Raw genomic sequence first — 26,259 nt, 5'->3', positions numbered from 1 at the left:
GTTGCGGCGTAGCTGTTGAGATACGCCGCGCTATCAATGATAATAAGCCGCTTTCTGGATTTCAGGCGAAAAAATGACCGATTATCTGCTGCTGTTTGTTGGTACTGTGCTGGTAAATAACTTCGTGCTGGTGAAGTTCCTTGGCCTGTGCCCGTTTATGGGCGTTTCCAAAAAACTGGAAACGGCAATCGGCATGGGCCTGGCCACCACTTTCGTGATTACACTGGCCTCAATCTGTGCCTGGCTGGTGAATCATCTGATCCTGCTGCCGCTCGATCTGGTCTACCTGCGCACCATGGCCTATATCCTGGTGATCGCGGTGGTGGTGCAGTTCACCGAGATGGTGGTGCGTAAAACCAGCCCGTCGCTCTATCGCCTGCTGGGCATTTTCCTGCCGCTGATCACCACCAACTGCGCGGTGCTGGGCGTGCCATTGCTGAGCGTTAACCTCAATCACACCTTTCTGCAGGCGGCACTGTACGGCTTTAGCGCTTCCCTTGGCTTCTCGCTGGTGATGGTGCTGTTCGCCGGCATGCGTGAACGTCTGGTGCTGGCCAACGTGCCGGCCCCGTTCAAAGGTAACTCCATTGCCCTGATCACCGCTGGCCTGATGGCGCTGGCGTTTATGGGCTTTACCGGCCTGGTGAAATTCTGATGACCGCGATCTGGATAGCAGTGGCTGTATTAAGTGCGCTGAGCCTGGTGTTCGGTGCGCTGCTGGGCTACGCCTCGCGCCGCTTTGAGGTCGAAGAAGACCCGATCGTTGAGCAGATTGATGCCATTCTGCCGCAGAGTCAGTGCGGGCAGTGTGGCTATCCCGGTTGCCGGCCCTATGCCGATGCGGTGGGCAACAACGGTGAAGCCATCAACAAGTGCGCGCCAGGCGGTGAGCAGACCATGCTCAAGCTGGCAGAGCTGCTGAACGTTGAGCCGCAGCCGATTGATGGCGATGAGACGGCCAAAGCACCGGTCCGCACCGTAGCCTTTATTGATGAAGCGAACTGCATTGGCTGCACCAAGTGTATTCAGGCCTGCCCGGTCGATGCGATTGTCGGGGCGACCCGCGCCATGCACACCGTGCTGAGCGATGTCTGCACCGGCTGCGATCTCTGTGTTGCGCCCTGCCCGACTGACTGCATTGAGATGCGGCCGGTTGAGACCACGCCTGCCAACTGGAAGTGGGATCTGAACAGCATCCCGGTGCGGGTGATTCCGGTAGAAACTCATGCTTAATTTGTTGAATTTTTTCAAAAAAGAGAAGATCTGGGATTTTCAGGGCGGCATTCATCCGCCGGAAATGAAAACCCAGTCCAACGGTACCCCGCTGAGCGAACTGCCGTTGCCACACCGTTTTATCATCCCGCTGAAACAACACATCGGTCACGAAGGTGAAATTTGCGTGTCGCCGGGCGATAAGGTGCTGCGCGGTCAGCCACTGACTTTTGGCACCGGCCGGATGTTACCGGTGCATGCCCCGACCTCCGGCACTATTGAGGAAATCGGTCAGCACATGACCGCCCATCCGTCTGGCCTGTCAGAGCTGTGCATTTTCCTGACGCCCGATGGCGAAGACCGCTGGATGCCGCTTGATCCCCTGCCCGATTATCGACAGCATCCGCGCGCCGACATCGTGCAGCGCATTCACGATGCCGGGATCGCCGGTCTGGGCGGCGCGGGTTTCCCGACCGCCACCAAGCTGAAAGGCGGCCTGCGCGGTGTCAAAACCCTGATCATCAATGCGGCAGAGTGCGAGCCTTACATTACCGCAGACGATCGCCTGATGCAGGACTACGCGTCAGAAGTGCTGGAAGGCAGCCGGATTCTCGCCTGGGTTTTGCAGGCAGAACGGGTGCTGATTGGCATCGAAAATAATAAACCTGAAGCCATTGCGGCACTGAAGCAGGCGTTAGGCGGCGAGCGCGATCTGCAAATCCGGGTGATCCCGACCAAATACCCCTCTGGCGGTGCTAAACAGCTGACCCGCATCCTGACCGGGATGGAGGTTCCGCACGGCGGGCGCTCGACCGATATCGGCGTGCTGATGCAGAACGTCGGGACCGCCTGGGCAGTTAAGCGCGCGATTATCAACGGTGAACCGATTACAGAACGCGTCGTGACGCTGACCGGCGAGGCGATCGCCCAGCCGCGCAACGTCTGGAGCCGTCTCGGCACGCCTATCAGCCATCTGCTGCATCAGGTTGGGTTCCGTCCTGGCCCGCGCCAGATGGTGATCATGGGCGGCCCCCTGATGGGCTTTACCCTGCCGTCGCTGGACGTGCCGGTGGTGAAGATCACCAACTGCATTCTGGCTCCGTCCAGCAGCGAAATGGGCAACAACGACGAAGAACAATCCTGCATTCGCTGTTCTGCCTGTGCGGATGCCTGCCCGGCTAAACTGCTGCCACAGCAGCTTTACTGGTACAGCCAGGGCGGCGACCACGATAAGGCGCGTGCGCATCACATTGATGATTGCATTGAATGCGGGGCCTGCGCCTATGTCTGCCCGAGCAATATTCCGCTGGTGCAGTATTACCGGCAGGAAAAAGCTGAGCTGCGCGCCATCGATCTGGAAGCGAAACGTACCCTCGAAGCCAAAGCGCGCTTTGAAGCACGCCAGGCCCGACTGGAACGTGAGAAGCAGGCGCGTGAAGCGCGACATGAAGAGGCGAAACAGCGCGTTGCCCGCAGTGACAGCGGCGAGCTGGCGGCAGCGAAAGCGCGGGCCGCCGCCCGTCGTGCCGAGCCGGATGAAGCCGCCGCCGAAGCGCAGCGTGAAGCCCGTCATGCACAGGCGCGTCTGCGTCAGGCCGAGGCTCAGGCAGAAACCCAGGCGCTGAGCCGTCAGACCACCGATCCGCGTAAAGCGGCGGTTGAGGCGGCGATTGCCCGCGCCAAAGCGAAGAAAATGACGCCAGCCGGGGCCGGAACCGAGGCCAGTGAAGAGGCGGCAGTCGATCCGCGTAAAGCGGCGGTTGAAGCGGCTGTTGCCCGCGCGAAAGCGAAGAAAGCCGCCCAGGCGGACAGCGCGGCGCAGCCGGTAACGGACGCGGACGCTCAGCCTGTCGCTGAAACCGACGATCCGCGTAAAGCCGCGGTGCAGGCCGCCATTGCCCGTGCGAAAGCGAAGAAAGCCGCCCAGGTGGACAGCGCGGCGCAGTCGGACGCGGACGCTCAGCCTGCCGCTGAAACTGACGATCCGCGCAAAGCCGCGGTGCAGGCCGCTATTGCCCGTGCGAAAGCGGAGAAAGCCGCCCAGGCGGACAGCGCGGCGCAGCCGGTAACGGACGCGGACGCTCAGCCTGCCGCTGAAACTGACGATCCGCGCAAAGCTGCGGTGCAGGCCGCCATTGCGCGTGCGAAGGCGAAGAAAGCACAGGCGCAGGCAGAAAGCGCGCAGCCGGTAACGGACGCGGACGCTCAGCCTGCCGCTGAAACTGACGATCCGCGTAAAGCCGCGGTGCAGGCCGCGATTGCCCGTGCGAAAGCGAAGAAAGCCGCCCAGGCAGAAAGCGCGCAGCCGGTAACGGACGCTGATGCACAGCCTGCCGCTGAAACCGACGATCCGCGCAAAGCCGCAGTGCAGGCCGCTATTGCGCGTGCGAAGGCGAAGAAAGCCGCCCAGGCGGACAGCGCGGCACAGCCGGTAACGGACACTGACGCTCAGCCTGCCGCTGAAACCGACGATCCGCGCAAAGCCGCGGTGCAGGCCGCCATTGCCCGCGCGAAGGCGAAGAAAGCCGCTCAGGCGGACAGCGCGGCGCAGCCGGTAACGGACGCGGACGCACAGCCTGCCGCTGAAACCGACGATCCGCGCAAAGCCGCGGTGCAGGCCGCCATTGCCCGTGCGAAAGCGAAGAAAGCACAGGCGCAGGCAGAAAGCGCGCAGCCGGTAACGGACGCTGATGCACAGCCTGCCGCTGAAACTGACGATCCGCGCAAAGCCGCGGTGCAGGCCGCCATTGCCCGTGCGAAAGCGAAGAAAGCACAGGCGCAGGCAGCGGCGGCCGATGAAGCCTCACGTGATGCTGCGGTAGTGGCCACCCAGGCACACTACGCCGTCGAAAAAGCCGAACAGGCGCAGGAGCAAGCGAACAACGCCAATGCTGAACCGGAACAGGCACCTGAACTGAATCAACCCGATGATGCGCGTAAAGCCGCCATAGCGGCAGCCATCGCCCGTGCCAAAGCGCGTAAAGCGCAGTCGTCTACGACGCTTGAGGATTAAATGGCTTTTCGTATCGCAAGTTCTCCTTATACCCATAACCGCCGCAGTACCGGCAATATCATGTTGCTGGTGGTGCTGGCGGCGGTGCCGGGTTTTGCCGCACAGTGTTATTTCTTTGGCTACGGCACTTTTTTACAGGTTTTACTGGCTACGCTGACCGCCTGGCTGACCGAAGCCGCTATTTTACGGCTGCGTAAAGCGCCGGTGGGCAGCAACCTGGCAGATAATTCAGCGCTGCTGACCGCCGTGCTGATCGGTATCAGTCTGCCGCCGCTGGCGCCGTGGTGGCTGGTGGTGATCGGCACGGTATTTGCCATCGTGATTGCCAAACAGCTGTATGGCGGGCTGGGCCAGAACCCTTTTAATCCGGCGATGGTCGGTTACGTGGTGCTGCTGATCTCCTTCCCGGTCCAGATGACCAGCTGGTTGCCGCCCGACACGCTGCAGGCAATTAAACCGACGCTGCTGGACAGCCTGAGCATGGTCTTCCGCGGCCACACGCTGGCGGGCGAAACCATGCAGCAGTTGCAGATTGGTGTTGATGGCGTCAGCCAGGCGACGCCGCTGGATACCTTTAAAACCGGGCTGCGCGCCGGTCATAGCGCCGATCAGTTACTGGCGCAGCCGATCTACAGCGGCGTGCTGGCGGGTCTCGGCTGGCAGTGGGTCAATCTCGGTTATCTGGCGGGCGGCCTGTTTCTGCTGTGGAAAAATGCGATCCGCTGGCATATTCCCGCCGCTATGCTGCTGTCGCTGGCGTTCTGCGCTACGCTTGGCTGGGTATTTTCACCGGAGTCACTCAACAGTCCGCTGATTCACCTGTTCTCCGGTGCCAGCATGCTGGGGGCATTTTTCATCGCCACCGATCCGGTTACCGCCTCCACCACTAACCGCGGCCGACTGATTTACGGCGCGCTGATCGGGCTGCTGGTCTGGCTGATCAGAAGTTTCGGCGGCTACCCGGATGGCGTGGCCTTCGCGGTGTTGCTGGCCAACATCTGCGTGCCGCTGATTGACTACTACACCCAGCCGCGCGTTTACGGCCATCTAAAGGATTAAGCGATGCTGGAGACGATTCGTAAAAATGGCGTGACGCTGGCGATTTTTGCCGCGATCACCACTGCGGCGACCGCAGTGGTTAACACCGTGACCAAACCCACGGTGGAACATCAGACTCAGCTACAGCAGAAAAACCTGCTCGACCAGGTGGTGCCGACCGCGCTCTACGACAACAACATCCAGCAGGATTGTTACGTTGTCACGGACCCGGCGTTAGGCAATGCTGCGCCCCACCATCTTTATCTGGCGCGTAACAACGGTCAGCCAGTGGCGGCCGCGCTGGAAACGACCGCGCCGGATGGTTACTCCGGTGCCATTCAGATGCTGGTCGGGGCCGATTTTCACGGTAAAGTGCTGGGCGTGCGGGTAGTCGAACATCATGAAACGCCGGGTCTGGGCGATAAAATCGAGTTGCGTATTTCGGACTGGATCAACAGTTTTAATGGCAAAGTGGTTCAGGGTCCGACAGATAAAGCCTTTGCGGTGAAAAAGGATGGCGGTGAGTTTGACCAGTTCACCGGGGCCACCATCACCCCACGCGCGGTGGTCAACGCCACCAAACGCGCCGCACTATTAATAGAAACCCTTCCGGAGAAACTCTCTTCGTTACCGGCATGTGGAGACGCAAATGAGTGAAGCTAAAAGCCTGCTGGTCGGCGGGTTGTGGAAAAATAACTCCGCGCTGGTTCAGTTGCTGGGGCTCTGCCCGCTACTGGCCGTGACCGCCACCGCCACCAACGCGCTGGGATTAGGTCTGGCGACCACCCTGGTGCTGACCCTGACCAACAGTTTTATCTCCGCCTCACGCCGCTGGGTGCCGTCGGAGATCCGCATCCCGATTTACGTGATGATCATCGCCTCGGTGGTGAGCTGTGTGCAGATGCTGATCAACGCCTACGCCTATGGTCTGTATCAGTCGCTGGGCATCTTCATCCCGCTGATTGTGACGAACTGCATCGTGGTTGGCCGGGCCGAAGCTGTCGCCTCGAAAAGCAGCATTCCGCTGGCGGCACTGGATGGTTTCGCTATCGGTATGGGTGCCACCTGCGCCATGGTGGTGCTGGGATCGATGCGTGAAATCATCGGCAGCGGCACGCTGTTTAACGGCGCCGATCAGCTGCTGGGTCCGTGGGCTAAATCGTTGCGGATTGAGGTGGTGCATTTTGACTCGCCAATGCTGCTGGCGATGCTGCCGCCCGGTGCCTTTATCGGCCTCGGCATGATGCTGGCGGGTAAATATCTGATCGACCAGAAAATGAAACAGCGGGCAGCACAGCGCGCAGAAGCCGCTGCCTCTGCTCCACAGGGCGCGACCGGGAAAGCGGTGTGAACCAGACCAAACGTAATGAGATCCTCCGTCGGCTGCAGCAGAATAATCCGCATCCGACCACCGAGCTAAACTTCAACTCGCCGTTTGAGCTGCTGATTGCGGTGCTGCTGTCGGCGCAGGCCACTGACGTCAGCGTCAACAAAGCCACCGCCCGGCTCTATCCGGTAGCGAACACCCCGGCCGCGATGCTGGCGCTGGGCGTAGAAGGCGTGAAGGAGTACATCAAAACCATCGGGCTGTTTAACAGCAAAGCGGAAAATGTGATTAAGACCTGCCGCATCCTGCTGGAACAGCACAACGGCGAGGTGCCGGAAGATCGTGCGGCACTGGAAGCGCTGCCCGGCGTCGGCCGTAAAACCGCCAACGTGGTGCTGAACACCGCCTTCGGCTGGCCGACTATCGCGGTCGATACCCATATCTTCCGCGTCTGCAATCGCACCCACTTTGCGCCGGGTAAAAATGTCGAGCAGGTGGAGCAGAAACTGCTGAAGGTGGTGCCGGCGGCGTATAAAGTCGATTGCCATCACTGGCTGATCCTGCACGGCCGCTACACCTGCGTGGCGAGAAAACCGCGCTGTGGTGCCTGTCTGATTGAAGACCTGTGTGAGTATCCCGATAAGGTTGAGTAACCTTCATTTCTGACCCGCCACGGCGGGTCTTTTTATTTAGCGCTCACCAGCCAGCGTCAATGACAACCGATAAACATCGTTGCTGGCACCATTATTTCCCCTTTTTTCCGGGGTAAATATCGCCCCGAAGATACCTGCACAATTTGTCGGGTTGTTACATTGATGTTGATGATGGAAAATCGCCGACCCCGACGATAAGAAAAAGTTATGACACGGTGCGTAAAGTAATCAACAAAAGTTCTTCCAGTGTGCGGCAGGTGGTGCGTCTGTTTCTGTCCCGACTGTGGCCCCATCCGCTGGCGGTGAGTAAAAAGCATGTGATGATCGCCAGCCTCGGAGCCGGTATCGGATTGATCCTGACCAGTCTGCTGAGTCACTGGGTGCTGGGCGAGCTGAACCTGTGGTTTGTCGCGCCGGTGGGTGCATCGGCGGTATTGCTGTTTGGCGTACCGGCCAGTCCGCTGGCGCAGCCGTGGGCAATCGTCGGCGGCAATACGCTGTCGGCGCTGGCTGGCGTGACGATCGGTCAGCTGATCCCCAATCCGGCGATCGCCTGTGGCGTCGCCGCCTGCATGGCGATCCTGCTGATGTTTCAGCTACGCTGCCTGCATCCGCCGGGCGGCGCAGTCGCCCTGACCGCCATTCTGGGCGGGCCAACGGTGAATCAGCTCGGCTATCATTTTGTCCTGACGCCGGTGTTGCTCAACTCCCTGACCCTGGCGCTGCTGGCTATCCTGTTCAACAACCTCGCCGGGCGGCGCTATCCTCATCCGCTGGCACCGGAAGAGGTGAAACCGGCTCCGGTTGAAATTCCGGTGCCGCTGACGCGCGCGGATCTGCATCAGGCGCTGGAAGGCGGCGAACTGCTGGATATCGATGAAGATGATTTGCAGGCGCTGTTGCAGCGTGCCGAGCAGATCGCCCAGCGTCGTCAGGCCGCCAAAGCGTGAGCCGCCGTGGCCGGTCGGCTTCAGCCCGACGTGACCGGCCCTGAACATGATCCGCCCCACAGTTTTGCGCAGTCAAAGCGAAACGCTATTGAAGTAACATATTGATAACAATCATGCCCAGGCCGGACGCCCAGTGTCCCCTGGGCGATTGCCCATAGAGCCCGCCTTTTCAGCGCCCTACACTTTACTCTTCTTTACGCAGCCGCGAGGAAGACCGATGGATAGCGCCCTGTCACCGCAGCACGATCAGCTGATTACCTCCGCCATCAAAAAGTTTTTTACCCGCATCATTCCTATGCTGGCCGTGATGCTGATCATTAACCAGATTGACCGTGCCAATATTGGCTTTATTAAGTCAGAGCTACACACCGACGCTGGCATCAGCGCGGCGGCCTTTGGTTTGGGTGCCGGACTGTTTTTTATCGGTTATGCGCTGTTTGAGGTGCCGAGTAACCTGATGATGAAGCGTTACGGCGCCCGGGTCTGGCTAACCCGCATCATGATCACCTGGGGTCTGGTGGTGGTGCTGACCGGCTTTATCACCTCCCCGCTGCAGTTCTACCTGCTGCGCTTTTTACTGGGGGTTGCCGAAGCGGGCTTTTTCCCTGGCGTGCTGTTCTATTTTCGCCAGTGGGTGCCCAATGCCTGGCGCGGCCGGGCCACTGCGATGGTCCTGAGCGCCACCGCCGGGGCATTTCTGTTTTCCGGCCCGATCACCGGCGCGATCCTGATGCTGCATAATTTTCTCGCTATTGCTGGCTGGAAATGGGTGATGTTCCTCGAAGGTGGTGCCTCGGTGCTGGTAGGGATCGTAGCCGCCTGGGTGCTGGTTTCGCGGCCCGCCGATGCCCGCTGGCTGAGCGAGCCGGAAAAGCAGGCGCTGGCACAGCAGTTGCAGCACGAAGAAGCCCATCGCGATCGGCTTAACCAGCAGCCGGGCCGGATGTCGCTGCTGCGTAACCGTAGCCTGCTATTCTTCTGCGCCATTTTCTTCACCATGACCATGACCGGCTACACGCTGGTGTTCTGGCTGCCGCAGATTATTCAGCGTATCCAGGGCTTCAGCAGCTTTGGCATCGGCATTCTGACCGCCGTGCCCTGGCTGTGCGCGATTGTCGCCATCAATCTGCTGAGCCGCTTTTCAGATCGCCATCGCGATAAGCTGGATAAAGCGCTGGGTGTCGCCATGCTGGTGGCCGCCTGCGGTACCTTTATGGCGACGCTGGGATCGCCGTGGTTTGGTTTTCTGGCGATGATCGTCGCCTGCATCGGCTCGAAAGTCAGCGCCACCTTCTTCTGGCCCATGCCGCAGGGTGAACTGCCCGCATCGATTGTCGCCCCGGGAATTGCGCTGGTGAACTCCATCGGTAATCTCGGCGGTTTCTTCGCGCCGACGGTGTTCGGCTATCTGGAAATGAAGACCGGCTCGACCACCGGCGGCCTTTACGCACTGACCAGCGTGTCGCTGCTGACCGGTCTGTGGCTGCTGCTGCGCCGTAAACCCACCCCGTCTTCCCTTGTACCTATGGAGAATCAACATGTCAGCCAGTCCAGTCATTAAAACGATGCGGGTGGTGCCGGTCGCCGGCTATGACAGCATGCTGCTGAATATTGGCGGCGCGCATAACTGCTATTTCACCCGCATTCTGGTGATTATGACCGACTCCGCCGGCCGCACCGGCGTCGGCGAAAGCCCGTGCCACGCCTCGACCCTGGCGCTGCTGGAGCGCTTCCGGCCACAGATTGAGGGCAGCGATCTGCTGCGGCTCAACGCAACGATTTCGACGCTGTTTGCCAGCGATGCGCGACACCAGCAGAGCGCGCATACCAATGACATTCACATTCCGCAGATGAACCCCGAGAAGTTCTACAATGCCGCTGCGGCGATTGAAGCGGCGCTGCTTGACCTGCTGGGACAGCATCTCGATTTGCCGGTCGCCGAGCTGCTGGCCAGCGGCAAACAGCGCGATCGGGTGCCGGTGCTGGGTTACCTGTTCTATATTGCCGACCGTAAACTGACCACCATGAATTATCAGGCGGGTCCGGCTGGTGGCGATGGCTGGCTGCAACTGCGCCATGAAAAAGCGATGGATGCCGCCGCCGTAGTGCGGCTGGCGGAGGCCGCGACGGATCGTTACGGTTTCCGTGATTTCAAGCTAAAGGGCGGCGTGCATCACGCGGAGGTGGAAGTTGAGACCGTTAATGCGCTGCTGGCTCGCTTTCCTGATGCGCGGGTCACGGTGGACCCCAACGCCAGCTGGTCACTGGATGAGGCGATTTACTATGGACGCCAGCTGGCGGGTCGCATTCCTTATCTGGAAGATCCCTGCGGCGCGGAGAACGGCTATTCTGGCCGCGAGACGCTGGCAGAATTTAAGCGCGCCACCGGCATTCCGGTCGCCACCAACATGATTGCCAATGACTGGCGTCAGTTGCAGCATGCCTTACAGCTTAATGCCATCGATATTCCGCTGGCCGATCCGCACTTCTGGACGATGCGGAATGCGCATACCGTGGCGCAGCTGTGCCACGAATGGGGCCTGACCACCGGCTGTCACTCGAATAACCATTTTGATGTCTCGCTGGCGATGGTGGCGCACCTGGGAGCGGCTGCGCCTGGCGATCGGCTGACCGCCTTCGATACTCACTGGATCTGGCAGGATGGACAGCAGCTGACGCAGCAGGCACCCCAGATTCGCGACGGCTATCTGGAACTGCCTGAGGGGCCAGGACTGGGTATTACGTTAGATATGTCGAAGGTTGACGCGGCACATGCTCTCTACAATGCACTGCCGGATAAGAACCGTAACGATGCAATCGGCATGCAGTTCCTGATTAATAACTGGCGCTTTGATGCCAGACGCCCGGCGCTGTTACGTGATTAATCACGCATCCGGTGACACTGTCACCGGCTACTGGCGGTCAGCGCTGCGCCAGCGCGGCCTGCATCCAGGCGACAACCAGCGGTGAGTTCTGCTGCTGCAGCGCGGCCCGCTCTGACTGAAACAGCGTGGCGACAAAAAACGGGTGATCGTCCAGCTCAACACCGCGTACATCACCGTCTGAGTCCCAGGCGGTGATAGCCAGCGTCCTGTCGGCCAGCGCTGCGCTGAAGTCCGGGTTAACGCCAAAGTTACAACGGTAACCCTCATCGCTGTTCAGCGTGCCGTAGGCCCTGGCAATACGCGAACCGGCGGCAAAGCTGACCGCGCCGCGCTGCTCCACCAGCGAACAGCTCAGTGGCGCTATCACCATCCGTCCGCTCTGGTCGGTCTCCGCATGTGCCGCATCCTGCCAGTCGAGCACGTTGCGGGCATACTCAATCACCGCATACTGAAACCCGCCGCAGGAGCCGAGAAAAGGTTTGCCCTGTTCCCGCGCCATACGGATGGCAGCAAACACGCCGGCATCATGGTGATAAGGGCTGCCTGGCACCACCCAAATCGCCTCACGCTGTTGCAGCCGGCTGAGATCGCCCAGTTGTTCCGTGGCGATCCACTCAGCGTCAACGGCGATATTCAGATGGGCGGCGGCTCTTTCTATCGCCAGCGGAATCGCCTGATGGGCTACCGCATCAGCACGGTAATCGCCGACCAGGGATAAACGTAAAGGGGAAGACATAAACCATCCTCATCAGGGAAAGGAGGAGATTACAACAATGTTAATTTTCTGTCGAGCGAGGCCGGACGTGCCCCGTTCTTCCGCGCCTGGCCCTCTATCAAACCTGGCATCTGACCCCTGATCGTCGGCTAGCGCCGGCTTTTTTTATGCTTCGATTGTTACCTGTGGCCTTTTTTTGCTGCGTATATTTCCAGCACGCAAACGGTTTCTTCTTTTTCTTCCTGAATTAAATCATCTATTTGTGCGCAGGATCGTCATTTGTTCACTTTTAGTGCAAAGCGGGCAGATAAATGACGGATATTTCGCCGCTTCGCCTGGAATATAGTCGCTGACTGACGAATAGTGCTGGATAGTTATTATTCAACAAACTATTAATCTGCATAATCCTCTATTAGCAGTTAATATCAATATTATCCAGCCACTGGCTCGCATCCACAGCATTTATACTGCTATAATCGACACTTGCCATATTTAAATCCGATTAACAGTTTGTTATAAGTTTTTTAACCCGACAATATCAGGCTAAACCAGTGGTCAGAAAATTCTTGCCCTGTCGCGCTTAATCAGCCAAATTAGTCGCCGCTTTTCCCTTCTAATAACAATCTTGCGCATGGACAACTCACATGACGCGGACTTAATTCCTGTCCCGAAACAGGGTGTGATAAAACTGAGGTACATGTGTCAACTGCAAACAAACACACTGATGAGACAGTCAGTCTCAATGCGTTTAAACAGCCAAAGGCGTTCTACTTAATCTTCTCGATTGAGCTGTGGGAACGTTTTGGTTTCTATGGCCTGCAGGCCATCATGGCGGTTTACCTGGTGAAACAGCTGGGGATGTCCGAATCAGACTCCATCACGCTGTTCTCCTCGTTCAGCGCACTGGTCTACGGACTGGTGGCGATTGGCGGCTGGCTCGGCGATAAGGTGCTGGGTACCAAACGCGTGATTGTGCTGGGCGTGCTGGTGCTGGCGCTGGGTTATGCGCTGGTGGCCTTCTCCGGACACAACGTCAGCATTGTCTATATCGGTATGGCGACCATCGCCGTCGGTAGCGGCCTGTTTAAAGCGAACCCGTCTTCGCTGCTGTCAACCTGTTACGACAAAGATGACCCGCGTATCGACGGTGCTTTCACCATGTTCTATATGTCGATCAACATCGGCTCGCTGTTCTCGATGATGCTGACCCCGTGGTTAGCCGAGAAATATGGCTACAACGTGGCGTTCTCGCTGTCGGTCATTGGTCTGGTGATCACCCTGTTCAACTTCCTGTTCTGCAAGCGCATGGTTAAAGATTACGGTTCTAAACCGGACTTCGCCCCGCTGCAAATCGGTAAGCTGCTGATGACGCTGGTGGGCGTGGTGGTGCTGGTGGCGCTGGCTAACTGGATGCTGCATCATCAGTCTATTGCCCGTCTGGTGCTGGCGGTGATTGCACTGGGTATCGTGCTGGTGTTTGCCAAAGAGGCCTTTGCTCTGCAGGGTGCCGCGCGTCGTAAGATGATCGTCGCCTTCCTGCTGATGGTCGAAGCGATTCTGTTCTTCGTGCTCTACATGCAGATGCCGACCTCGCTGAACTTCTTTGCCATCCGCAACGTTGAGCACAGCATTCTCGGCATCACCTTTGCGCCGGAACAGTTCCAGGCACTGAACCCGTTCTGGATTATGCTGGCCAGTCCGCTGCTGGCGGCGCTCTACAACAAGCTGGGCGATAAACTGCCGATGCCGCATAAGTTCGCTTTCGGCATGGTGCTCTGCTCAGGCGCGTTTCTGGTGCTGCCGGTGGGCGCGAAGTTCGCCAGCGATGCCGGTATCGTCTCGGTTAACTGGCTGATTCTGAGCTATGCGCTGCAGAGTATCGGTGAACTGATGATCTCCGGCCTTGGCCTGGCGATGGTCGCTCAGCTGGTGCCACAGCGTCTGATGGGCTTTATCATGGGCTCATGGTTCCTGACTACTGCCGGCGCAGCAGTGATTGCCGGTAAAGTGGCTAACCTGATGGCGGTGCCGGAAAACGTGACCGATCCGCTGATTTCGCTGGCCACTTACAGCCGTGTGTTCCAGCAGATTGGTATCGTGACCGCGGTCATTGCCCTGCTGATGCTGATCACGGCACCGTTGCTGAACCGTATGACTCAGGACAACGACGCTAAAACTAAAGAGGTCGAGGCGTAAACCGCCTGATCCCTTACCCGCCGGGCACTGCCCGGCTTTTTTATTGCCGCCGCCGTCACCCTCTCTTCGTTCCCCGATCGCCGTCACTGGCAATTCCGTGCCAGGACCTTATGATGCAATTATCCCATCGCATCAAGGAGGCTGGTCATGAAACTGTTTTGCAAAGCGGGTGCCTGTTCTCTCTCACCCCACATTGTCATGCGCGAATGCGGGCTCGACTTCACCCAGGTGAATGTTGATCTGGCAAAAAAAATCACGGAACGGGGTGACGATTATTGGCAAATCAATCCCAAAGGACAGGTGCCGGCGCTGCAGCTCAGCGACGGCACGGTCCTGACCGAAGGTGTGGCGATTGTGCAGTATCTGGCGGATCTTAAGCCTGACCGCCATCTGCTGGCCCCGGTCGGCAGCCTGACGCGCTATCACACCGTGGAATGGCTGAGCTACATCAGCAGCGAACTGCACAAGAGTTTTACTCCACTGTTTCGTCCGGATAGCAGTGAAGAGGAAAAAAACCGGGCGCGGACCCTGCTGATGGCTAAGTTCCGCTTTGTGGATGAGGCGCTGCGTGACAAGCAGTGGCTGATGGGGCTGCACTTCAGCGTGGCAGATGCCTATCTGTATGTGGTAACGCGCTGGGCGCAGGCGCTCAGGCTCGATTTATCGGCGTGTACGGCGCTGGAGAGCTGGTTCAGTCGGGTGGCTGCGCGGCCGGCGGTGCAGGCGGCGTTAACCGCGGAAGGCTTGCAGTAACCCTGCAACCCGATGAGGCGATCAGTCAACAGGGCCGGTTTTCCGGCCCTGCTCTGTTTTACAGCTTTTCAGCCGCGAAGTGCTGGGTCGGCGCGGCAATCGCATCCTGCGCGGCCACCAGTTGCAGTTCATACTCGCCCATCTGATGGGTTTTCAGCATCACTTCATATACCGCCGCCGTTACGTGCTCCAGCGCATCCTGTAAGCTCTTGCCGTGCAGCAGATTCACCAGCAGCAGACCGCTGGTCAGATCGCCGACGCCAACCGGCTGACGGACGCCAAAATCAACCAGCGGACGGCTGATGTGCCAGGCATCTTCGGCGGTGACCAGCAGCATCTCAAAGCGATCGCTGCGACGGCCCGCCCGCGCCAGATGTTTCACCAGCACCACTTTCGGTCCCTGAGCGATCAGCGCCCGCGCGGCGTCTACTGCGGCATCAACATCGGTAACGCTGCGCTCGCTCAGCATCTCCAGTTCCAGCAGATTCGGGGCGATGATATCGCTGGCCGGCATCGCCATTTTACAGTGAAACTCCGCCACGCCCGGCGCCACGATACAGCCCTTTTCAGGATGGCCCATCACCGGATCGCAGAAATACCAGGCGTCGGGATTGGCCGCTTTGACCTGGCGGACAATCTCTAAAATCTGTTCGCCCTGTTCCGCCGATCCCAGATAGCCGCTCAGCACCGCATCACAGGTCTTCAGTCGGTCAATGTCGGCGATGCCTTTCACGATATCGGTCAGATGAGTGGCTGGCATCACCGTGCCGGTCCAGTGGCCATATTGGGTATGGTTGGAGAACTGTACGGTATTCAGCGGCCAGACGTTCGCGCCCATGCGGCGCATCGGAAACTCGGCCGCCGCGTTACCGGCATGACCAAAAACAACGTGCGACTGAATCGCTAAAATATTTTTCACTTGTTTGCCCTGTCCTGCCTTGCCATAAAAAAGGGCCGGAAACCGGCCCTGAAATCTTACTGCCAGTTAATCAGGCAGTAATGTTTCTTGCCGCGACGCAGCAGCGTGTAGCGATTAAACAGCTTATCGCTGTCGCTGAAGCGGTACTCCGCGTCCGACTGCTTCTCACCGTTGAGTGAGACGGCGTTTGAGCCGATCATGGTGCGAGCCTGACCGCGTGACGGCACCAGCTCCGCTTTCACCAGCGCCTGCTGCAGATCGTCCTCAGCGCTCAGGGTGATGGTCGGCATGCCATCCTGCGCCAGCTGTTCGAAATCGGCTTCGGTCATTTCGCTGATCGAACCGGAGAACAGGCTGGCGGTAATCCGTTTGGCGGCGGCCAGGCCTTCCTCGCCGTGCACCAGACGGGTGACCTGCTCGGCCAGCACATACTGCGCACGTGGCGCGGTGCCGCTGTTTTTATCCTCTTCTTCCAGCGCATTGATCTCTTCAATGCTCATGAAGGTGAAGAACTTCAGGAACCGATACACATCGGCATCCGCGGTGTTGATCCAGAACTGGTAGAACTTATAAGGACTGGTTTTCTTCGCATCCAGCCAGACCGCGCCGCCTTCGGTTTTACCGAATTTAGTGCCGTCAGACTTGGTGATCAGCGGAACCGTCAGGCCAAACACCTGGTTCTGATGCAGACGACGGGTCAGATCGATACCGGAGGTGATGTTGCCCCACTGATCGGAGCCGCCAATCTGCAGCGAGACGCCGTAACGCTCATTGAGGCAGGCGAAGTCGTAGCCCTGCAGCAGATTATAAGAAAACTCGGTGAAGGAGATGCCCTGATCGTCACGGTTCAGACGCTGCTTCACCGCTTCTTTATTGATCATCTGGTTCACTGAGAAATGCTTACCAATATCACGCAGGAAGGTCAGCACATTCATGCTGCCAAACCAGTCATAGTTATTGGCGGCGATGGCGCTGTTGCTGCCGCAATCGAAGTCAAGGAAGGGTGCCACCTGCTGGCGGATCTTTTCGACCCATTCATTGACGGTTTCGCTGGTATTGAGTTTACGCTCTGCTGCTTTAAAGCTGGGGTCGCCAATCAGGCCGGTAGCACCGCCAACCAGCGCGACCGGCTTGTGTCCGGCATCCTGAAAACGCTTCAGGCAGAGCAGCGGTACCAGATGGCCCAAATGCAAGCTGTCAGCAGTGGGATCAAAGCCGCAATAGAGCGAAATTGGCCCCTGCGCCAGTTTCTCTGTTAACGCGTCTTCATCCGTCACCTGGGCGATCAGGCCCCTCTCTTGCAATTGTTGTATCAGGTTACTGCTGGTCATCACTGACTCCAAATTGATCAGACTGCACCTATGCTGGTACACAGCTTTCCGCTGAGTTGCGGAATCGAAAAAAATGAGGGCTATAGCATAAAGCGCTGACGACTTCTGTGCCAGCGCTGAAAGGTGGGAATCTTACCGATTCAGGGTGCCAGTCGGTCGATTTTCCAGCCGTCGTGATCGCGCTGATAGAGGAAACGATCGTGCAGGCGATGTTCACCTCCCTGCCAGAACTCCAGGGTATGAAATTTTACCCGGTAGCCGCCCCAGAAACTGGGCAGCGGGATCTCGCCCTGCTGGAACTTCTGCTTAAGCTCAAGGAACTTGCCTTCCAGTATGCCGCGCGCAGAGATGCGACTCGACTGCTTCGACACCCAGGCCCCAATCTGGCTGTCACGCGGACGGCTGTGAAAGTACTTCAGCACCTCCAGCGGCGACAGCTTTTCGACCTCACCCAACACCAGCACCTGACGCTCCAGAAAGTGCCACGGAAAATGCAGCGAAATACGCGGATTGTGCGCCAGCTGCAGCGCCTTACGGCTGCCGAGGTTGGTATAAAACACCATGCCCTGCGCGTCGAAATGCTTCAGCAGGACGATGCGTTGCCACGGCTGCCCCTGTTCATCCACCGTCGCCACGGTCATCGCCGTCGGATCGGGCAGCTTCGCTTCGCAGGCCTGGCTCAGCCACTGTTCAAACAGCGCGATAGGATCGTCCGGCAGATCCTTACGGCGCAGCCCGCCGCGGGTATATTCACGTCGCAGATGGGCAATAGTGTGTAGCGTATCGCTGTCGCTCATAATGTTCGCTCATTCAGGTAAACAGTCAGCTGGCGGGTTGCAGCTCACAATCATTGACGACAATTTTATCGTTACGTTCGATAAACGCGCCGTTTCCTTTGGACCAGAAGACGTAGTTGCCGTCGCTGTAGCGGACGCCCGAGGCGGATATCGTCTGTTTCAGCGTCAGCGGCTGGCCATCCATAATAAAGCTGACCTGCTGCTGTGCGTCATCAAGGGTGACGGTCAGCGGTAACGTACCACAGCGATAGTGCAGGGTCTGGGGTGCCGGTGGCTGTTTATCCATCAGGCTACAGCCCGACAGCAGCAGCACAGCGGCCACGGTTAATCCTTTCAACATAAGCGGGTCTCCTTTACGAGTGAAGCTGGCATTATAAGAAGGATTTGACGTGAAGTAAGTGGGAATCCACGCCAATCTGGCCAACAGTTGACCCTGAGGGGCTTTATTGCGGTTTATCAGCCGGTTGTCTGAATGCACGCGCGGCTTAATCAGGCTACGCTCTATAGATCTGAAGCGAGGGAGACAAAAATGAAATTTGATAACGAAGATGCGTTCAAACTGGCGGTAGCGTTTATGAACCACAAAGAGAACGCCACCATAGCCAGTAGCTACTTTAAAACCTTTATCGACACCTACCAGAAATTCGATCGCTGGCTGAGCGCCTCCGATCCGATCAATGCGATGAAAGCTGAGAAAGCGGCCGCCAAAGCCGGGGAAGACTCGCTTCTCTGATCGGCTCACACTGCCGATCGGCTCAGTGGATCGGCACGGTTAATCCGTCCTGTCCGACCCGGTCACGGCTCACTCTGCCGGGTCATCAATCTCCGCGATCAGGCTGGCATCCTGATGATGAATATTCCCTACCGCCTGGCTCACCGGGTGCCAGGCAAACGCCTGCTCCGGTAATGCCGCCTGCTTTGCAATCTCAACTGCCCGCTCTGGCGTGGTCTTCGGGCTTAGCCACTCAGCCACAGCGTCGGCCGCCAGCACCAGCGGCCGCCGATCGTGAATATCGACCATCCCTTTATCGCTGGCGGCAGTCACAATCACAAAACCCTCTTTACCGTGCTCACGGTCATAAGGCGCTTTGCCGATGGCGGCGAAGAACAGCGGTTGCTTCTGACGATGATAGATAAACCACGGCTGCTTCTGTTTGCCCTGCTTTTGCCATTCGTACCAGCCGTCTGCCGGCACAATAGCGCGACCGTGCGCCCACAATGGTTTAAACATCCGCCCCTGCGCCGCGGTTTCACTGCGCGCATTGATCAGCGGTGCCTTGTGCCACCAGTCGGGACCGTAACTCCACAACACCGGATCAAGATGCAGCCGGTTGTCGCGCTGGTTCAGCAACAGCACCCGGGTGCCGGGCGCAACGTTGTAGCGGCCGATCGGTTGCGGGTCGTAAATAATTTCATCTGCCGGAATACCCAGCGCATCGAAATAGTCATTCCGGCTGCTGTACTGCGCAAATCGTCCACACATAAGCACCTCCTCGCTTAAGCATAGCTGATGCGGGCATCACAACATCGGCGACGGCAGCAGGATTAACTTTACTGGTCTGACCTTTTCACTGCGGGTTATTTGCCTGCGATTTAACCGGCCGGACAAATATCCTGCCCGGCCCCTTTCATTGGCAATAAATGCTATATCCGGCGCGCAGGTGGATGATTATTCCCCTGCACGCGCCTTTCTGGTGAAAAAATAGCCAACGAAACGCGACAGGGCCAGCAAAATTTATAAAGGCGTCTATGCTGTATACGTCTGGATTTACTTCAAGGAGATGAAAAAATGAAAATGAAATCCCTCTCGGCTGTCGCTTTGGTGGCCCTTTGCTTAGGCACCCTGGCGGGTTGCGCATCTAATCAATCGATTAAGACTACCGATGGCCGCACTATTGTAACCGACGGCAAGCCACAAATTGATGATGATACCGGTCTGGTGTCATATCGCGATGCTCAGACCGGCAAAACCGAGCAAATCAATCGCAACGAAATTAGTAACATGAGTGAACTCGACAACTAATTATAAGGTGAATACGATGAAAAAAGCGCTGATTTTACCTCTTGCTGCATTGATTGGTATGACCGTATTAACCGGTTGCACCCGTACCAGCTATGCCATTCATACCAATGATGGACGCACCATTATTAGTGATGGCAAACCTTCTGAGTCAGATGCCGGCCTGCTGGCGTATAAAGATGCCAACGGCGTTAAGCAGCAAATTAATAAAGCTGACGTTAAAGCGGTCTCTGAAGTACCCAATAAATAATCAATAGTATTGCGATATAAAGCCGCCGCCTGGCGGCTTTATTTTTGCCTTTTTTCAGCTGGCCGTTTAATCGTTCCCTGCCCTGTCACGCTGATCACCGCCGCTATTCATCTGTACCAGGCTGCCCGGTGCGAGTACCGCGCTTTATTCCGCCCCTTCGCTTATCTGAATTTCAGGCACATGCGGATTTTGTTACCGGTATTATGCGTACATCCACTTTGCGTCAAAAACAGTGCAGCGCCGCGTTTTAACCAGATATCAGTAATTTAACGGCATCCATAAAAGTTCATTTTATTTGCTGATGATTTTAATAGCGCCAGCCCTGGTTTATTCCACTTTCGTTTAAGCTGCTTTTTACTAAAATAATTACTGCATTACTTACATTTTCACTCAGGAGGTTACCCATGGTATTTCACGATAAATCAGCCGGTCATATGATTCTTGGTGAAGCCGCCATTAACCTGGCGTTTGAACAACAGGATATTACGCTGGTCGCACTGATTCGACAGCTGGGTGAGATGGCTGAAAATGAGCGTAACGACGATCGCGTGGCGCAAATTGCTGATGCGCGTAGCTGGCTGAAAAGCTTTATTAATGCCTCTACCCGCGATCGGGCTGAGCTGAACTGGCTGGTGGTGACCGGACAGGAACCGGTTGAACTGAAAAACTATCGCTAATCCTTCCTCTCCGGCTGACGTTCCTGCCGAGGGCACCTTCTCTGGTGCCCGTATCGCCTGACTTTTGACACCGTATCAACCTGCGTCAGAGGCGCTAACTGAAAAGCTAACCCTCTGCTCTGCGGCGTATTGGCCATCGGCAGACTGGCCTGTCAGAGCTGACTGTGGCGTTATTCACTGGGTTTATTTCGCCAGGGGCTCGCCGTTTTCGGTGACGCTCTGCTGCGACGGATGCTTTGTCGCATGGGTTTCGAACCCGCCACGGGCGGCAAATACAGAACAGCCGATAGCGGCCACCAGGGTCAGTAAGATTGAGGTTTTCACGAAACAGGCCTTAATTTTTTACGCAAGAGAATGGAGCAGAAAAGCCTGGCACACAATAAGCGGTTCGGAAAGGCCGCCGCCGCATTTCTCTGCCTGAAAAGCGGTAGGCTAATGGAGTTTACGTGCCAGAATGCGAATCGCTTTCCGGCAGGATAAGCGGGTATTACGATCGGGTGAACAGACGCGCAAACTGTGCAGCGCGTTGATGATTTCATGAACGCTCAGCACTTCATCGGGCCTGATCAGGCGTGAGACCACTTTTCCTATCAGGGCGCGGATTTCATCATTAATCGTCAGGTCTTCGTCTGTCACTGCACACTCCCGGACGTCTGGCTGGCGGCGATGGTCCTGCCGCAGGTTATGATATTTGACACTGCGTTTTCCTTGTTCGCTGTTGGTGACCTCTGTCAGTTTTATCAACAACTTTAGGAAGCGATCGCCTCCTAATCAGGTAAATGTTAACCCAGCACTTTTAACGCCAGGGCAAGGGTCTGTTGTTCGTTTACCACATCGCTGACTTTGCCCGCTACCCGCATCCCATAGGCAATGCAGAGGATCAGTCCGGCAGCCGACTCAACGTCCAGCGTGGCGGAGACCGAGCCATCCTGCTGTCCCTGCTCCAGCAGCGAGACCAGGAAACACTGATTACGCGCCACCACCTGATTGATGCGTAACGCCAGCGCCTCATCCAGCGTCTGCAATTCAATCGCGCTGGCGACCACCAGACAGCCACGTCGCCCTTCAACGGCACGCGCGGAGTCGAGATAGAACTGCAGCAGTTCGGTGATCTTTGCCCGGCCGCTGGTACAGGGCAGCAGCCGGCGGCGCAGCTCGGCATTACGCAGCAGCAGATAACGTTCAAACACCTGCAAAAACAGGGAGCGTTTATCTTTAAACGCCTTATAGATGCTGCCTGCAGAGAGCTTCATCGCCTCGCCCAGATCGCTCAGTGATGCCGCGTGATACCCTTTTTGCCGAAAAACAATCATGGCGCGGTCCAGAGCCTGTTCAATATCAAACTCTCTCGGGCGGCCCCGCTCTTTGTTTTTATGCACTGTGGCTATCGTGATCATCATTACCGGCCAGGGGGAAAGGTGCTCCCGTAAAAATCAACAGGGGATTGTAGCCCAGTCGCTGATAATAAGTATACCGCGCAGAGGATTTATCCTCGGGCCGGAGATCGGCTGGCCGAAAATTTAACCTGCTGAATGGTTAATGATACTACTCAATTTATGCTTTTTAGTGCCGATTTATTTTCTCGCTATCAGAACAATCCCGATGCTTATTGATTCGGCAGTAATGCCGACCCGGCTTGACGTTCGGCCTTTTGCTGGCGACGTTTCTCGCTATTTATTTTGATCAGCCACAGCATAAACTGTTTAATAAGCAGGCTGGCATGGTTTTCATTATCCGCATAACAGATAAATAGCTGGGATTTTATATTATTACTTTCATCGACTGCATAAATTTCATATTCATCTTCGCGACGGTTTTTTACCATCGCGGTGAAATTTATGGCAGGCCATTGATTAATTCTGGTTTCAAATTGTCTAAAGTTCATCACATTCACCTAAATATTTTATCAATATACCCAAACAGCTAACAACTGGTCGGGCCAGGTAAAGGATAACGGCCAAATAATTTCAGTTCGTGATAAAAAAAGCTTTTAACCAGAAATCATCATGCGACAACGCAAGTAAAAATAGCAGGCTCTTACTTCACTTTCGCGACCGGTAAATCGGTCAGACGGGTAGTATAGGCGGGCGACAGCATATCGCGCTTCATCGCCCACTCTTTGTGAATGCCCTGACCGGCAAACCACAGCTTTCCACCGCCGCTCTGGTTGATGCGGTCAACCAGCTGCATCAGTACCTCGCTGTCAGCTCGCGGTGGCACCTCATCGAACAGATTAAGCTGGGCAACGCCCTGACTGAAAAAATCACCCAGCAGGATACCGGCTTTCATATAGCGGTGGCCCTCTACCCAGATATTATCCAGGCACGCCATGGCGACGCGGATAATGTCACGCGTGTCGTGAGTCGGCGTCAGCAGCTGACCGGTGGACTGATTGCCATAGAACGTTTCGTTGGCCGCATGCGGACTGGTACGCACAAATACGCCAACCTGACGGCAATACTGCTTTTCCCGCCGCAGTTTTTCTGCCGCCCGTTCAGCGTAGGCGCAGATGGCTTGTCGCATCTGCTGGTAATCTGAAATGCGGCTGCCAAACGATCGCGAACACATGATCTGCTGCTTCACCGGGGCGAACTCTTCCAGTTCCAGACAGGGCTCGCCGCGCAGTTCCCTGACCGTGCGCTCCAGCACCACATTAAAATGTTTACGAATGGACGGGGGGCTTTGGGCGGCCAGATCCTGTGCCGTCTCGATCCCCATTGCATTCAGCCGTTTCGCGATGCGGCGGCCCACGCCCCAGACGTCGGCGACATCAATTAACGCCAGCAGCTTTTTCTGCCGCTCAGGGTCCGACAGGTCGACGATACCGCCGGTTTTGCTCCACTTCTTGGCGGCAAAATTAGCCAGCTTCGCCAGCGTTTTAGTCTGGGCGATGCCGACGCCGACGGTCAGATGCGTCTCTTTCAACACCCGATCCCGGACCTGGCGGCCAAAGGTTTCCAGCACCGTACAGTTACGCACGCCGGTCAGATCCAGAAACGCTTCATCGATCGAATAGATCTCAACCGAAGGGGCCATCTCTTCCAGGATGGTCATCACCCGATGGCTCATATCGGCGTAAAGCGCATAGTTCGAGCTGAAGACCTGCACCCCATGGCGCGTCAGCTCCTCACGCATTTTAAAATAGGGTGCGCCCATTTTGATGCCCACCCGTTTCGCCTCAGCGCTGCGGGCAATGACACAGCCGTCATTATTCGACAGCACCACCACCGGCTTGCCGCGCAGATCGGGTCGGAACACCGTTTCACACGAGGCATAAAAACTGTTCACGTCGACCAGCGCGAACATGATTAATGAGTCGATTTAATGACGAAGGTCACCACACCAAACACCTCAAGCGCATCTTCCGTTTTAATGGCGATTGGCCTGAACTGGGTATTCATCGGCATCAGTTGCAGGCAGGGATGGAGCTGGAGGCGTTTGACCGTGAATTCACCGTCAACGGCGGCGACCACAATATCGCCATGGGCGGCGGTCAGCGAACTGTCGACCACCAGCATGTCACCGTCGTTAATACCCGCGTCGATCATCGATTCGCCGCTCACCCGGACGAAATAGGTGGCGCTGGGCCGCTGAACCATCAGCGCGTTCAAATCAATTCTTTGTTCGACATAGTCCTGCGCCGGAGAGGGAAATCCGCAGGGTACCCGTTCGATGTACAACGGCAACGGCATAACGGCGCGCAGGTCCGCAGGTTTGATGAATTCCATAATGACACTCCTTTTCAGATAACTGTATATAAACACAGTAATATCGAATTACCCTTTTAATCAAGCGCAACGGAAAAGGTTTAAGCGAAGGGGTTGATGACAATGCACTTTTTTTTGTGGCGTTTTTTTGCGCTGGCGTAATATTCAGCAGAAAGTGATCACTATCACTGCACTACCTGACTGACGCGGAGTGTTGATCGGAAGTGCCGGAATAACCTCGCCGGCTACTGTATTATTCTGACTTAAGGAAAATCTGACAAAGTCTGTTGGCGACCTGCGTTGTTTGAATATCCGGCGCGGCATGGTTATTCTGCGGTGTTTAATCATGGAGGTGTTATGTCAGACGATGCGCGAATCAAACATCTTGAAGAGGAAGTCCGTCAGCTAAAAGTAGAGACCACGGTATTAAAAGAGATCCTCGGTCAGCAAATTGCGCTGAATAATCTCAACTACAAAGGTAAGTTTGATGATGTGCTGGCGGCGCTGGCGAAAGAATATGCCGGACGCGGTCTGGATGAAGGCAATAACCGGGCAATTCATGACACATTGCGGCAGTACATTAAATATGAGCCGCCGTCAGTAGAATAAGCGCTACACCCGGCAGCCGATACGTTGCCGGGCCTCAGCGGCGATCCGGTGCTGGCACCCGGCCCGACGCCACACCGCATCAGGTGCCAGATTTACACCTCGCTATCGCTTTCCAGCGCATCCTGAATCGCATCCGCCAGATTAGCAATTTCATTGGCTACCGCCTGCAGATCCCACGCCGTTTTGGAACCGGTCGCCGAGGTTGACGCACTGACTGACTCTTTAGCTACCGCCAGCGCAGCTGCCACTGCCACCGTGCGCTTGTGTTGTTCCTGCGTGATGCCAGCAGGCGGAAGCGCGAAATAGTCGTTAATCATGATCATCTCCTTCTGATAAGTAAGCGCTAAACCTTAGCCTTCTGCGCCGCAGGTGTGAAGTGAATTGTGCTGGCTTCACGGTCAGATGAATAAGATTGCAACCGGTGCGTCGTCTGTTGGTGTCTCGCCACGCCGTTTTACTGCCCAAACCTGTACAGGTTTTCGTAAAAAATCACCTGATCGGACAGCGTTTAGCGGAGATATCGTTTCAGCGGATTTGATGGATAAAGAGCCTGAAACGCAAACATAAATATTTAACTTTCTGTATTTAATGAGATTTTATAAGAAAAAAACCTTAAATTTTTTAAACATGCAAATATAATACACCACCGACCAGTAAAATTTTATCGAATTTCGTTGTACAAGTTTGTCGTTTTTGTATAACTTTGCGCCGTGATGTTAAGTCACTTGTAACGAAAGGTGCCTTGCACCGCATCTGAAGGTGTCGTGGATTTCCACCTTCAGATGCTCTTTTTTTGCGTCGTCCCCTGACCGGACCTGAAATGGCGCATTTACCCCCCCTTTTTGATGAGGCCTGATATGCAAACGACAATCAATACAGAGTCTCAGATTTCTGAATACTTCATGAACTCTGGCACTCCGGTTACCAGCGAGAAAGAAGTTATTGCAGCCGTCCATGCTGAACTCGCGCATTACAAAACCCACGTTTCCGACAAAGACCTCGTTCTGGGTCTGATTCACCGCCTGGAGAGCGAGCGTGACGTGGTTAAACAGGATATTTATCGTCAGGCACTGGAACACGTTCTGCAAAATGCGTCGTCGACCAGTAACAGCTGACATCCTGTGTCTGTTGTGAGGGATCACTGATTAGCACGGATGCTTTTCTTTCCGAAAATTTGCCCCGCCTGCGGGGCTTTTTTACGCCCTTT

32 protein-coding genes are annotated in these 26,259 nt (G+C 56.4%); 19 read left to right on the top strand and 13 right to left on the bottom strand.

The window, feature by feature from the left end; translation table 11 throughout:
* Positions 1–73 precede the first annotated feature (73 nt).
* The 10 genes from rsxA to AC6I8I_RS08780 all read left to right on the top strand — a co-directional run bounded on the left by rsxA (position 74) and on the right by AC6I8I_RS08780 (position 11,078).
* Positions 74–655 (top strand): electron transport complex subunit RsxA, encoded by a 582-nt coding sequence (gene rsxA, locus AC6I8I_RS08825; RefSeq protein ID WP_031377346.1) that lies wholly within the window; start codon positions 74–76, stop codon positions 653–655.
* Positions 655–1,233, top strand: a complete 579-nt coding sequence (gene rsxB / locus AC6I8I_RS08820) for an electron transport complex subunit RsxB (protein ID WP_031377347.1) — start codon at positions 655–657, stop codon at positions 1,231–1,233. The genes rsxA and rsxB overlap by 1 nt, the downstream gene beginning before the upstream one ends.
* Positions 1,226–4,225, top strand: coding sequence for an electron transport complex subunit RsxC (rsxC, locus tag AC6I8I_RS08815; protein WP_497828564.1), 3,000 nt, complete (start codon positions 1,226–1,228; stop codon positions 4,223–4,225). The genes rsxB and rsxC overlap by 8 nt, the downstream gene beginning before the upstream one ends.
* The gene (gene rsxD, locus AC6I8I_RS08810; RefSeq protein WP_312756837.1) at positions 4,226–5,284 is read left to right on the top strand and encodes an electron transport complex subunit RsxD; all 1,059 of its coding nucleotides are present in this window, start codon (positions 4,226–4,228) and stop codon (positions 5,282–5,284) included.
* Positions 5,285–5,287: 3 nt separating this feature from the next.
* Positions 5,288–5,920: an electron transport complex subunit RsxG gene (gene rsxG, locus AC6I8I_RS08805; RefSeq protein WP_312057699.1), complete on the top strand. Its 633-nt coding sequence runs from the start codon at positions 5,288–5,290 to the stop codon at positions 5,918–5,920.
* A complete protein-coding gene (locus AC6I8I_RS08800; RefSeq protein WP_312056951.1) occupies positions 5,913–6,614 on the top strand; it encodes an electron transport complex subunit E in 702 nt (233 codons plus the stop codon). Before rsxG ends, AC6I8I_RS08800 begins: the two co-directional genes overlap by 8 nt.
* Positions 6,611–7,243: an endonuclease III gene (nth, locus tag AC6I8I_RS08795; RefSeq protein WP_312056952.1), complete on the top strand. Its 633-nt coding sequence runs from the start codon at positions 6,611–6,613 to the stop codon at positions 7,241–7,243. Before AC6I8I_RS08800 ends, nth begins: the two co-directional genes overlap by 4 nt.
* Before the next feature lie 320 nt (positions 7,244–7,563).
* Positions 7,564–8,193 (top strand): HPP family protein, encoded by a 630-nt coding sequence (locus AC6I8I_RS08790; protein WP_497828645.1) that lies wholly within the window; start codon positions 7,564–7,566, stop codon positions 8,191–8,193.
* A gap of 217 nt (positions 8,194–8,410) precedes the next feature.
* Positions 8,411–9,754 carry an MFS transporter gene (locus tag AC6I8I_RS08785; RefSeq protein WP_497819953.1) on the top strand — a complete coding sequence of 448 codons (1,344 nt, stop codon included), beginning with the start codon at positions 8,411–8,413 and terminating at the stop codon, positions 9,752–9,754.
* On the top strand, positions 9,732–11,078 hold the full coding sequence (locus tag AC6I8I_RS08780) for an enolase C-terminal domain-like protein (protein ID WP_497828563.1): 1,347 nt from the start codon (positions 9,732–9,734) through the stop codon (positions 11,076–11,078). Before AC6I8I_RS08785 ends, AC6I8I_RS08780 begins: the two co-directional genes overlap by 23 nt.
* Positions 11,079–11,115: 37 nt before the next feature.
* Here the strand turns inward: AC6I8I_RS08780 and AC6I8I_RS08775 are convergent, their stop codons facing one another.
* On the bottom strand, positions 11,116–11,814 hold the full coding sequence (locus tag AC6I8I_RS08775) for a CTP synthase C-terminal region-related (seleno)protein (protein WP_497828562.1): 699 nt from the start codon (positions 11,812–11,814) through the stop codon (positions 11,116–11,118).
* A 678-nt stretch (positions 11,815–12,492) separates the two neighbouring features.
* On the opposite strand from AC6I8I_RS08775, the gene dtpA reads away from it, so the two are divergent.
* Both dtpA and gstA read left to right on the top strand, forming a co-directional pair.
* Complete coding sequence (gene dtpA / locus AC6I8I_RS08770) at positions 12,493–13,989, top strand: dipeptide/tripeptide permease DtpA (RefSeq protein WP_031377355.1); 1,497 nt, start codon at positions 12,493–12,495, stop codon at positions 13,987–13,989.
* 147 nt (positions 13,990–14,136) lie between these two features.
* Positions 14,137–14,742 carry a glutathione transferase GstA gene (gstA, locus tag AC6I8I_RS08765; RefSeq protein WP_497828561.1) on the top strand — a complete coding sequence of 202 codons (606 nt, stop codon included), beginning with the start codon at positions 14,137–14,139 and terminating at the stop codon, positions 14,740–14,742.
* A 58-nt stretch (positions 14,743–14,800) separates the two neighbouring features.
* Here gstA and pdxY read toward each other — a convergent pair whose 3' ends face one another.
* From pdxY to AC6I8I_RS08745, 4 genes are all read right to left on the bottom strand, one after another.
* Positions 14,801–15,661 (bottom strand): pyridoxal kinase PdxY, encoded by an 861-nt coding sequence (pdxY, locus tag AC6I8I_RS08760; protein WP_312756822.1) that lies wholly within the window; start codon positions 15,659–15,661, stop codon positions 14,801–14,803.
* Between the two features lie 56 nt (positions 15,662–15,717).
* On the bottom strand, positions 15,718–16,992 hold the full coding sequence (tyrS, locus tag AC6I8I_RS08755) for a tyrosine--tRNA ligase (RefSeq protein WP_312056961.1): 1,275 nt from the start codon (positions 16,990–16,992) through the stop codon (positions 15,718–15,720).
* A gap of 140 nt (positions 16,993–17,132) precedes the next feature.
* Positions 17,133–17,789 (bottom strand): pyridoxamine 5'-phosphate oxidase, encoded by a 657-nt coding sequence (gene pdxH, locus AC6I8I_RS08750; protein ID WP_312056963.1) that lies wholly within the window; start codon positions 17,787–17,789, stop codon positions 17,133–17,135.
* Between the two features lie 25 nt (positions 17,790–17,814).
* Positions 17,815–18,129, bottom strand: a complete 315-nt coding sequence (locus tag AC6I8I_RS08745) for an MliC family protein (RefSeq protein WP_312056964.1) — start codon at positions 18,127–18,129, stop codon at positions 17,815–17,817.
* Positions 18,130–18,318: 189 nt separating this feature from the next.
* On the opposite strand from AC6I8I_RS08745, the gene AC6I8I_RS08740 reads away from it, so the two are divergent.
* Entirely contained in the window at positions 18,319–18,522 is a 204-nt protein-coding gene (locus AC6I8I_RS08740) for a hypothetical protein (protein ID WP_031377361.1), read from the top strand.
* A gap of 69 nt (positions 18,523–18,591) precedes the next feature.
* Here AC6I8I_RS08740 and AC6I8I_RS08735 read toward each other — a convergent pair whose 3' ends face one another.
* Entirely contained in the window at positions 18,592–19,272 is a 681-nt protein-coding gene (locus AC6I8I_RS08735) for an SOS response-associated peptidase family protein (protein ID WP_312056967.1), read from the bottom strand.
* A gap of 306 nt (positions 19,273–19,578) precedes the next feature.
* Between AC6I8I_RS08735 and AC6I8I_RS08730 the strand changes: the two genes are divergently transcribed.
* The 3 genes from AC6I8I_RS08730 to AC6I8I_RS08720 all read left to right on the top strand — a co-directional run bounded on the left by AC6I8I_RS08730 (position 19,579) and on the right by AC6I8I_RS08720 (position 20,736).
* On the top strand, positions 19,579–19,812 hold the full coding sequence (locus AC6I8I_RS08730; RefSeq protein ID WP_031377363.1) for a YgdI/YgdR family lipoprotein: 234 nt from the start codon (positions 19,579–19,581) through the stop codon (positions 19,810–19,812).
* Positions 19,813–19,828: 16 nt separating this feature from the next.
* A complete protein-coding gene (locus AC6I8I_RS08725; protein ID WP_031377364.1) occupies positions 19,829–20,059 on the top strand; it encodes a YgdI/YgdR family lipoprotein in 231 nt (76 codons plus the stop codon).
* Between the two features lie 404 nt (positions 20,060–20,463).
* Positions 20,464–20,736: a hypothetical protein gene (locus tag AC6I8I_RS08720; protein WP_312056969.1), complete on the top strand. Its 273-nt coding sequence runs from the start codon at positions 20,464–20,466 to the stop codon at positions 20,734–20,736.
* A gap of 183 nt (positions 20,737–20,919) precedes the next feature.
* Here AC6I8I_RS08720 and AC6I8I_RS08715 read toward each other — a convergent pair whose 3' ends face one another.
* From AC6I8I_RS08715 to umuD, 6 genes are all read right to left on the bottom strand, one after another.
* Positions 20,920–21,060 carry a hypothetical protein gene (locus AC6I8I_RS08715; RefSeq protein WP_497828560.1) on the bottom strand — a complete coding sequence of 47 codons (141 nt, stop codon included), beginning with the start codon at positions 21,058–21,060 and terminating at the stop codon, positions 20,920–20,922.
* Between the two features lie 108 nt (positions 21,061–21,168).
* The gene (locus tag AC6I8I_RS08710; RefSeq protein ID WP_497828559.1) at positions 21,169–21,372 is read right to left on the bottom strand and encodes a hypothetical protein; all 204 of its coding nucleotides are present in this window, start codon (positions 21,370–21,372) and stop codon (positions 21,169–21,171) included.
* A gap of 146 nt (positions 21,373–21,518) precedes the next feature.
* Positions 21,519–22,049, bottom strand: coding sequence for a TetR/AcrR family transcriptional regulator (locus AC6I8I_RS08705; protein ID WP_409456010.1), 531 nt, complete (start codon positions 22,047–22,049; stop codon positions 21,519–21,521).
* Positions 22,050–22,342: 293 nt separating this feature from the next.
* Positions 22,343–22,621: a hypothetical protein gene (locus tag AC6I8I_RS08700; protein ID WP_497828558.1), complete on the bottom strand. Its 279-nt coding sequence runs from the start codon at positions 22,619–22,621 to the stop codon at positions 22,343–22,345.
* A gap of 152 nt (positions 22,622–22,773) precedes the next feature.
* Complete coding sequence (umuC, locus tag AC6I8I_RS08695; RefSeq protein ID WP_312056975.1) at positions 22,774–24,042, bottom strand: translesion error-prone DNA polymerase V subunit UmuC; 1,269 nt, start codon at positions 24,040–24,042, stop codon at positions 22,774–22,776.
* 2 nt (positions 24,043–24,044) lie between these two features.
* Positions 24,045–24,464, bottom strand: coding sequence for a translesion error-prone DNA polymerase V autoproteolytic subunit (gene umuD / locus AC6I8I_RS08690; protein ID WP_312056976.1), 420 nt, complete (start codon positions 24,462–24,464; stop codon positions 24,045–24,047).
* A gap of 336 nt (positions 24,465–24,800) precedes the next feature.
* On the opposite strand from umuD, the gene AC6I8I_RS08685 reads away from it, so the two are divergent.
* A complete protein-coding gene (locus AC6I8I_RS08685; protein WP_312056977.1) occupies positions 24,801–25,052 on the top strand; it encodes a hypothetical protein in 252 nt (83 codons plus the stop codon).
* Between the two features lie 92 nt (positions 25,053–25,144).
* Here AC6I8I_RS08685 and AC6I8I_RS08680 read toward each other — a convergent pair whose 3' ends face one another.
* Positions 25,145–25,369, bottom strand: a complete 225-nt coding sequence (locus tag AC6I8I_RS08680) for a hypothetical protein (RefSeq protein WP_031377372.1) — start codon at positions 25,367–25,369, stop codon at positions 25,145–25,147.
* Positions 25,370–25,454: 85 nt separating this feature from the next.
* Here AC6I8I_RS08680 and AC6I8I_RS08675 point away from each other — a divergent pair, with 85 nt between their 5' ends.
* Positions 25,455–25,619 carry a hypothetical protein gene (locus AC6I8I_RS08675; protein WP_312756812.1) on the top strand — a complete coding sequence of 55 codons (165 nt, stop codon included), beginning with the start codon at positions 25,455–25,457 and terminating at the stop codon, positions 25,617–25,619.
* Positions 25,620–25,909: 290 nt separating this feature from the next.
* On the top strand, positions 25,910–26,167 hold the full coding sequence (locus AC6I8I_RS08670) for a biofilm development regulator YmgB/AriR family protein (protein WP_312056979.1): 258 nt from the start codon (positions 25,910–25,912) through the stop codon (positions 26,165–26,167).
* Positions 26,168–26,259: the final 92 nt, after the last annotated feature.

Source organism: Pantoea sp. X-Soil-YNGN-775 (assembly GCF_059730575.1).
The sequence above is the reverse complement of the archived record's forward strand: the minus strand, read 5'-3'. Positions and strand labels throughout refer to the sequence as shown.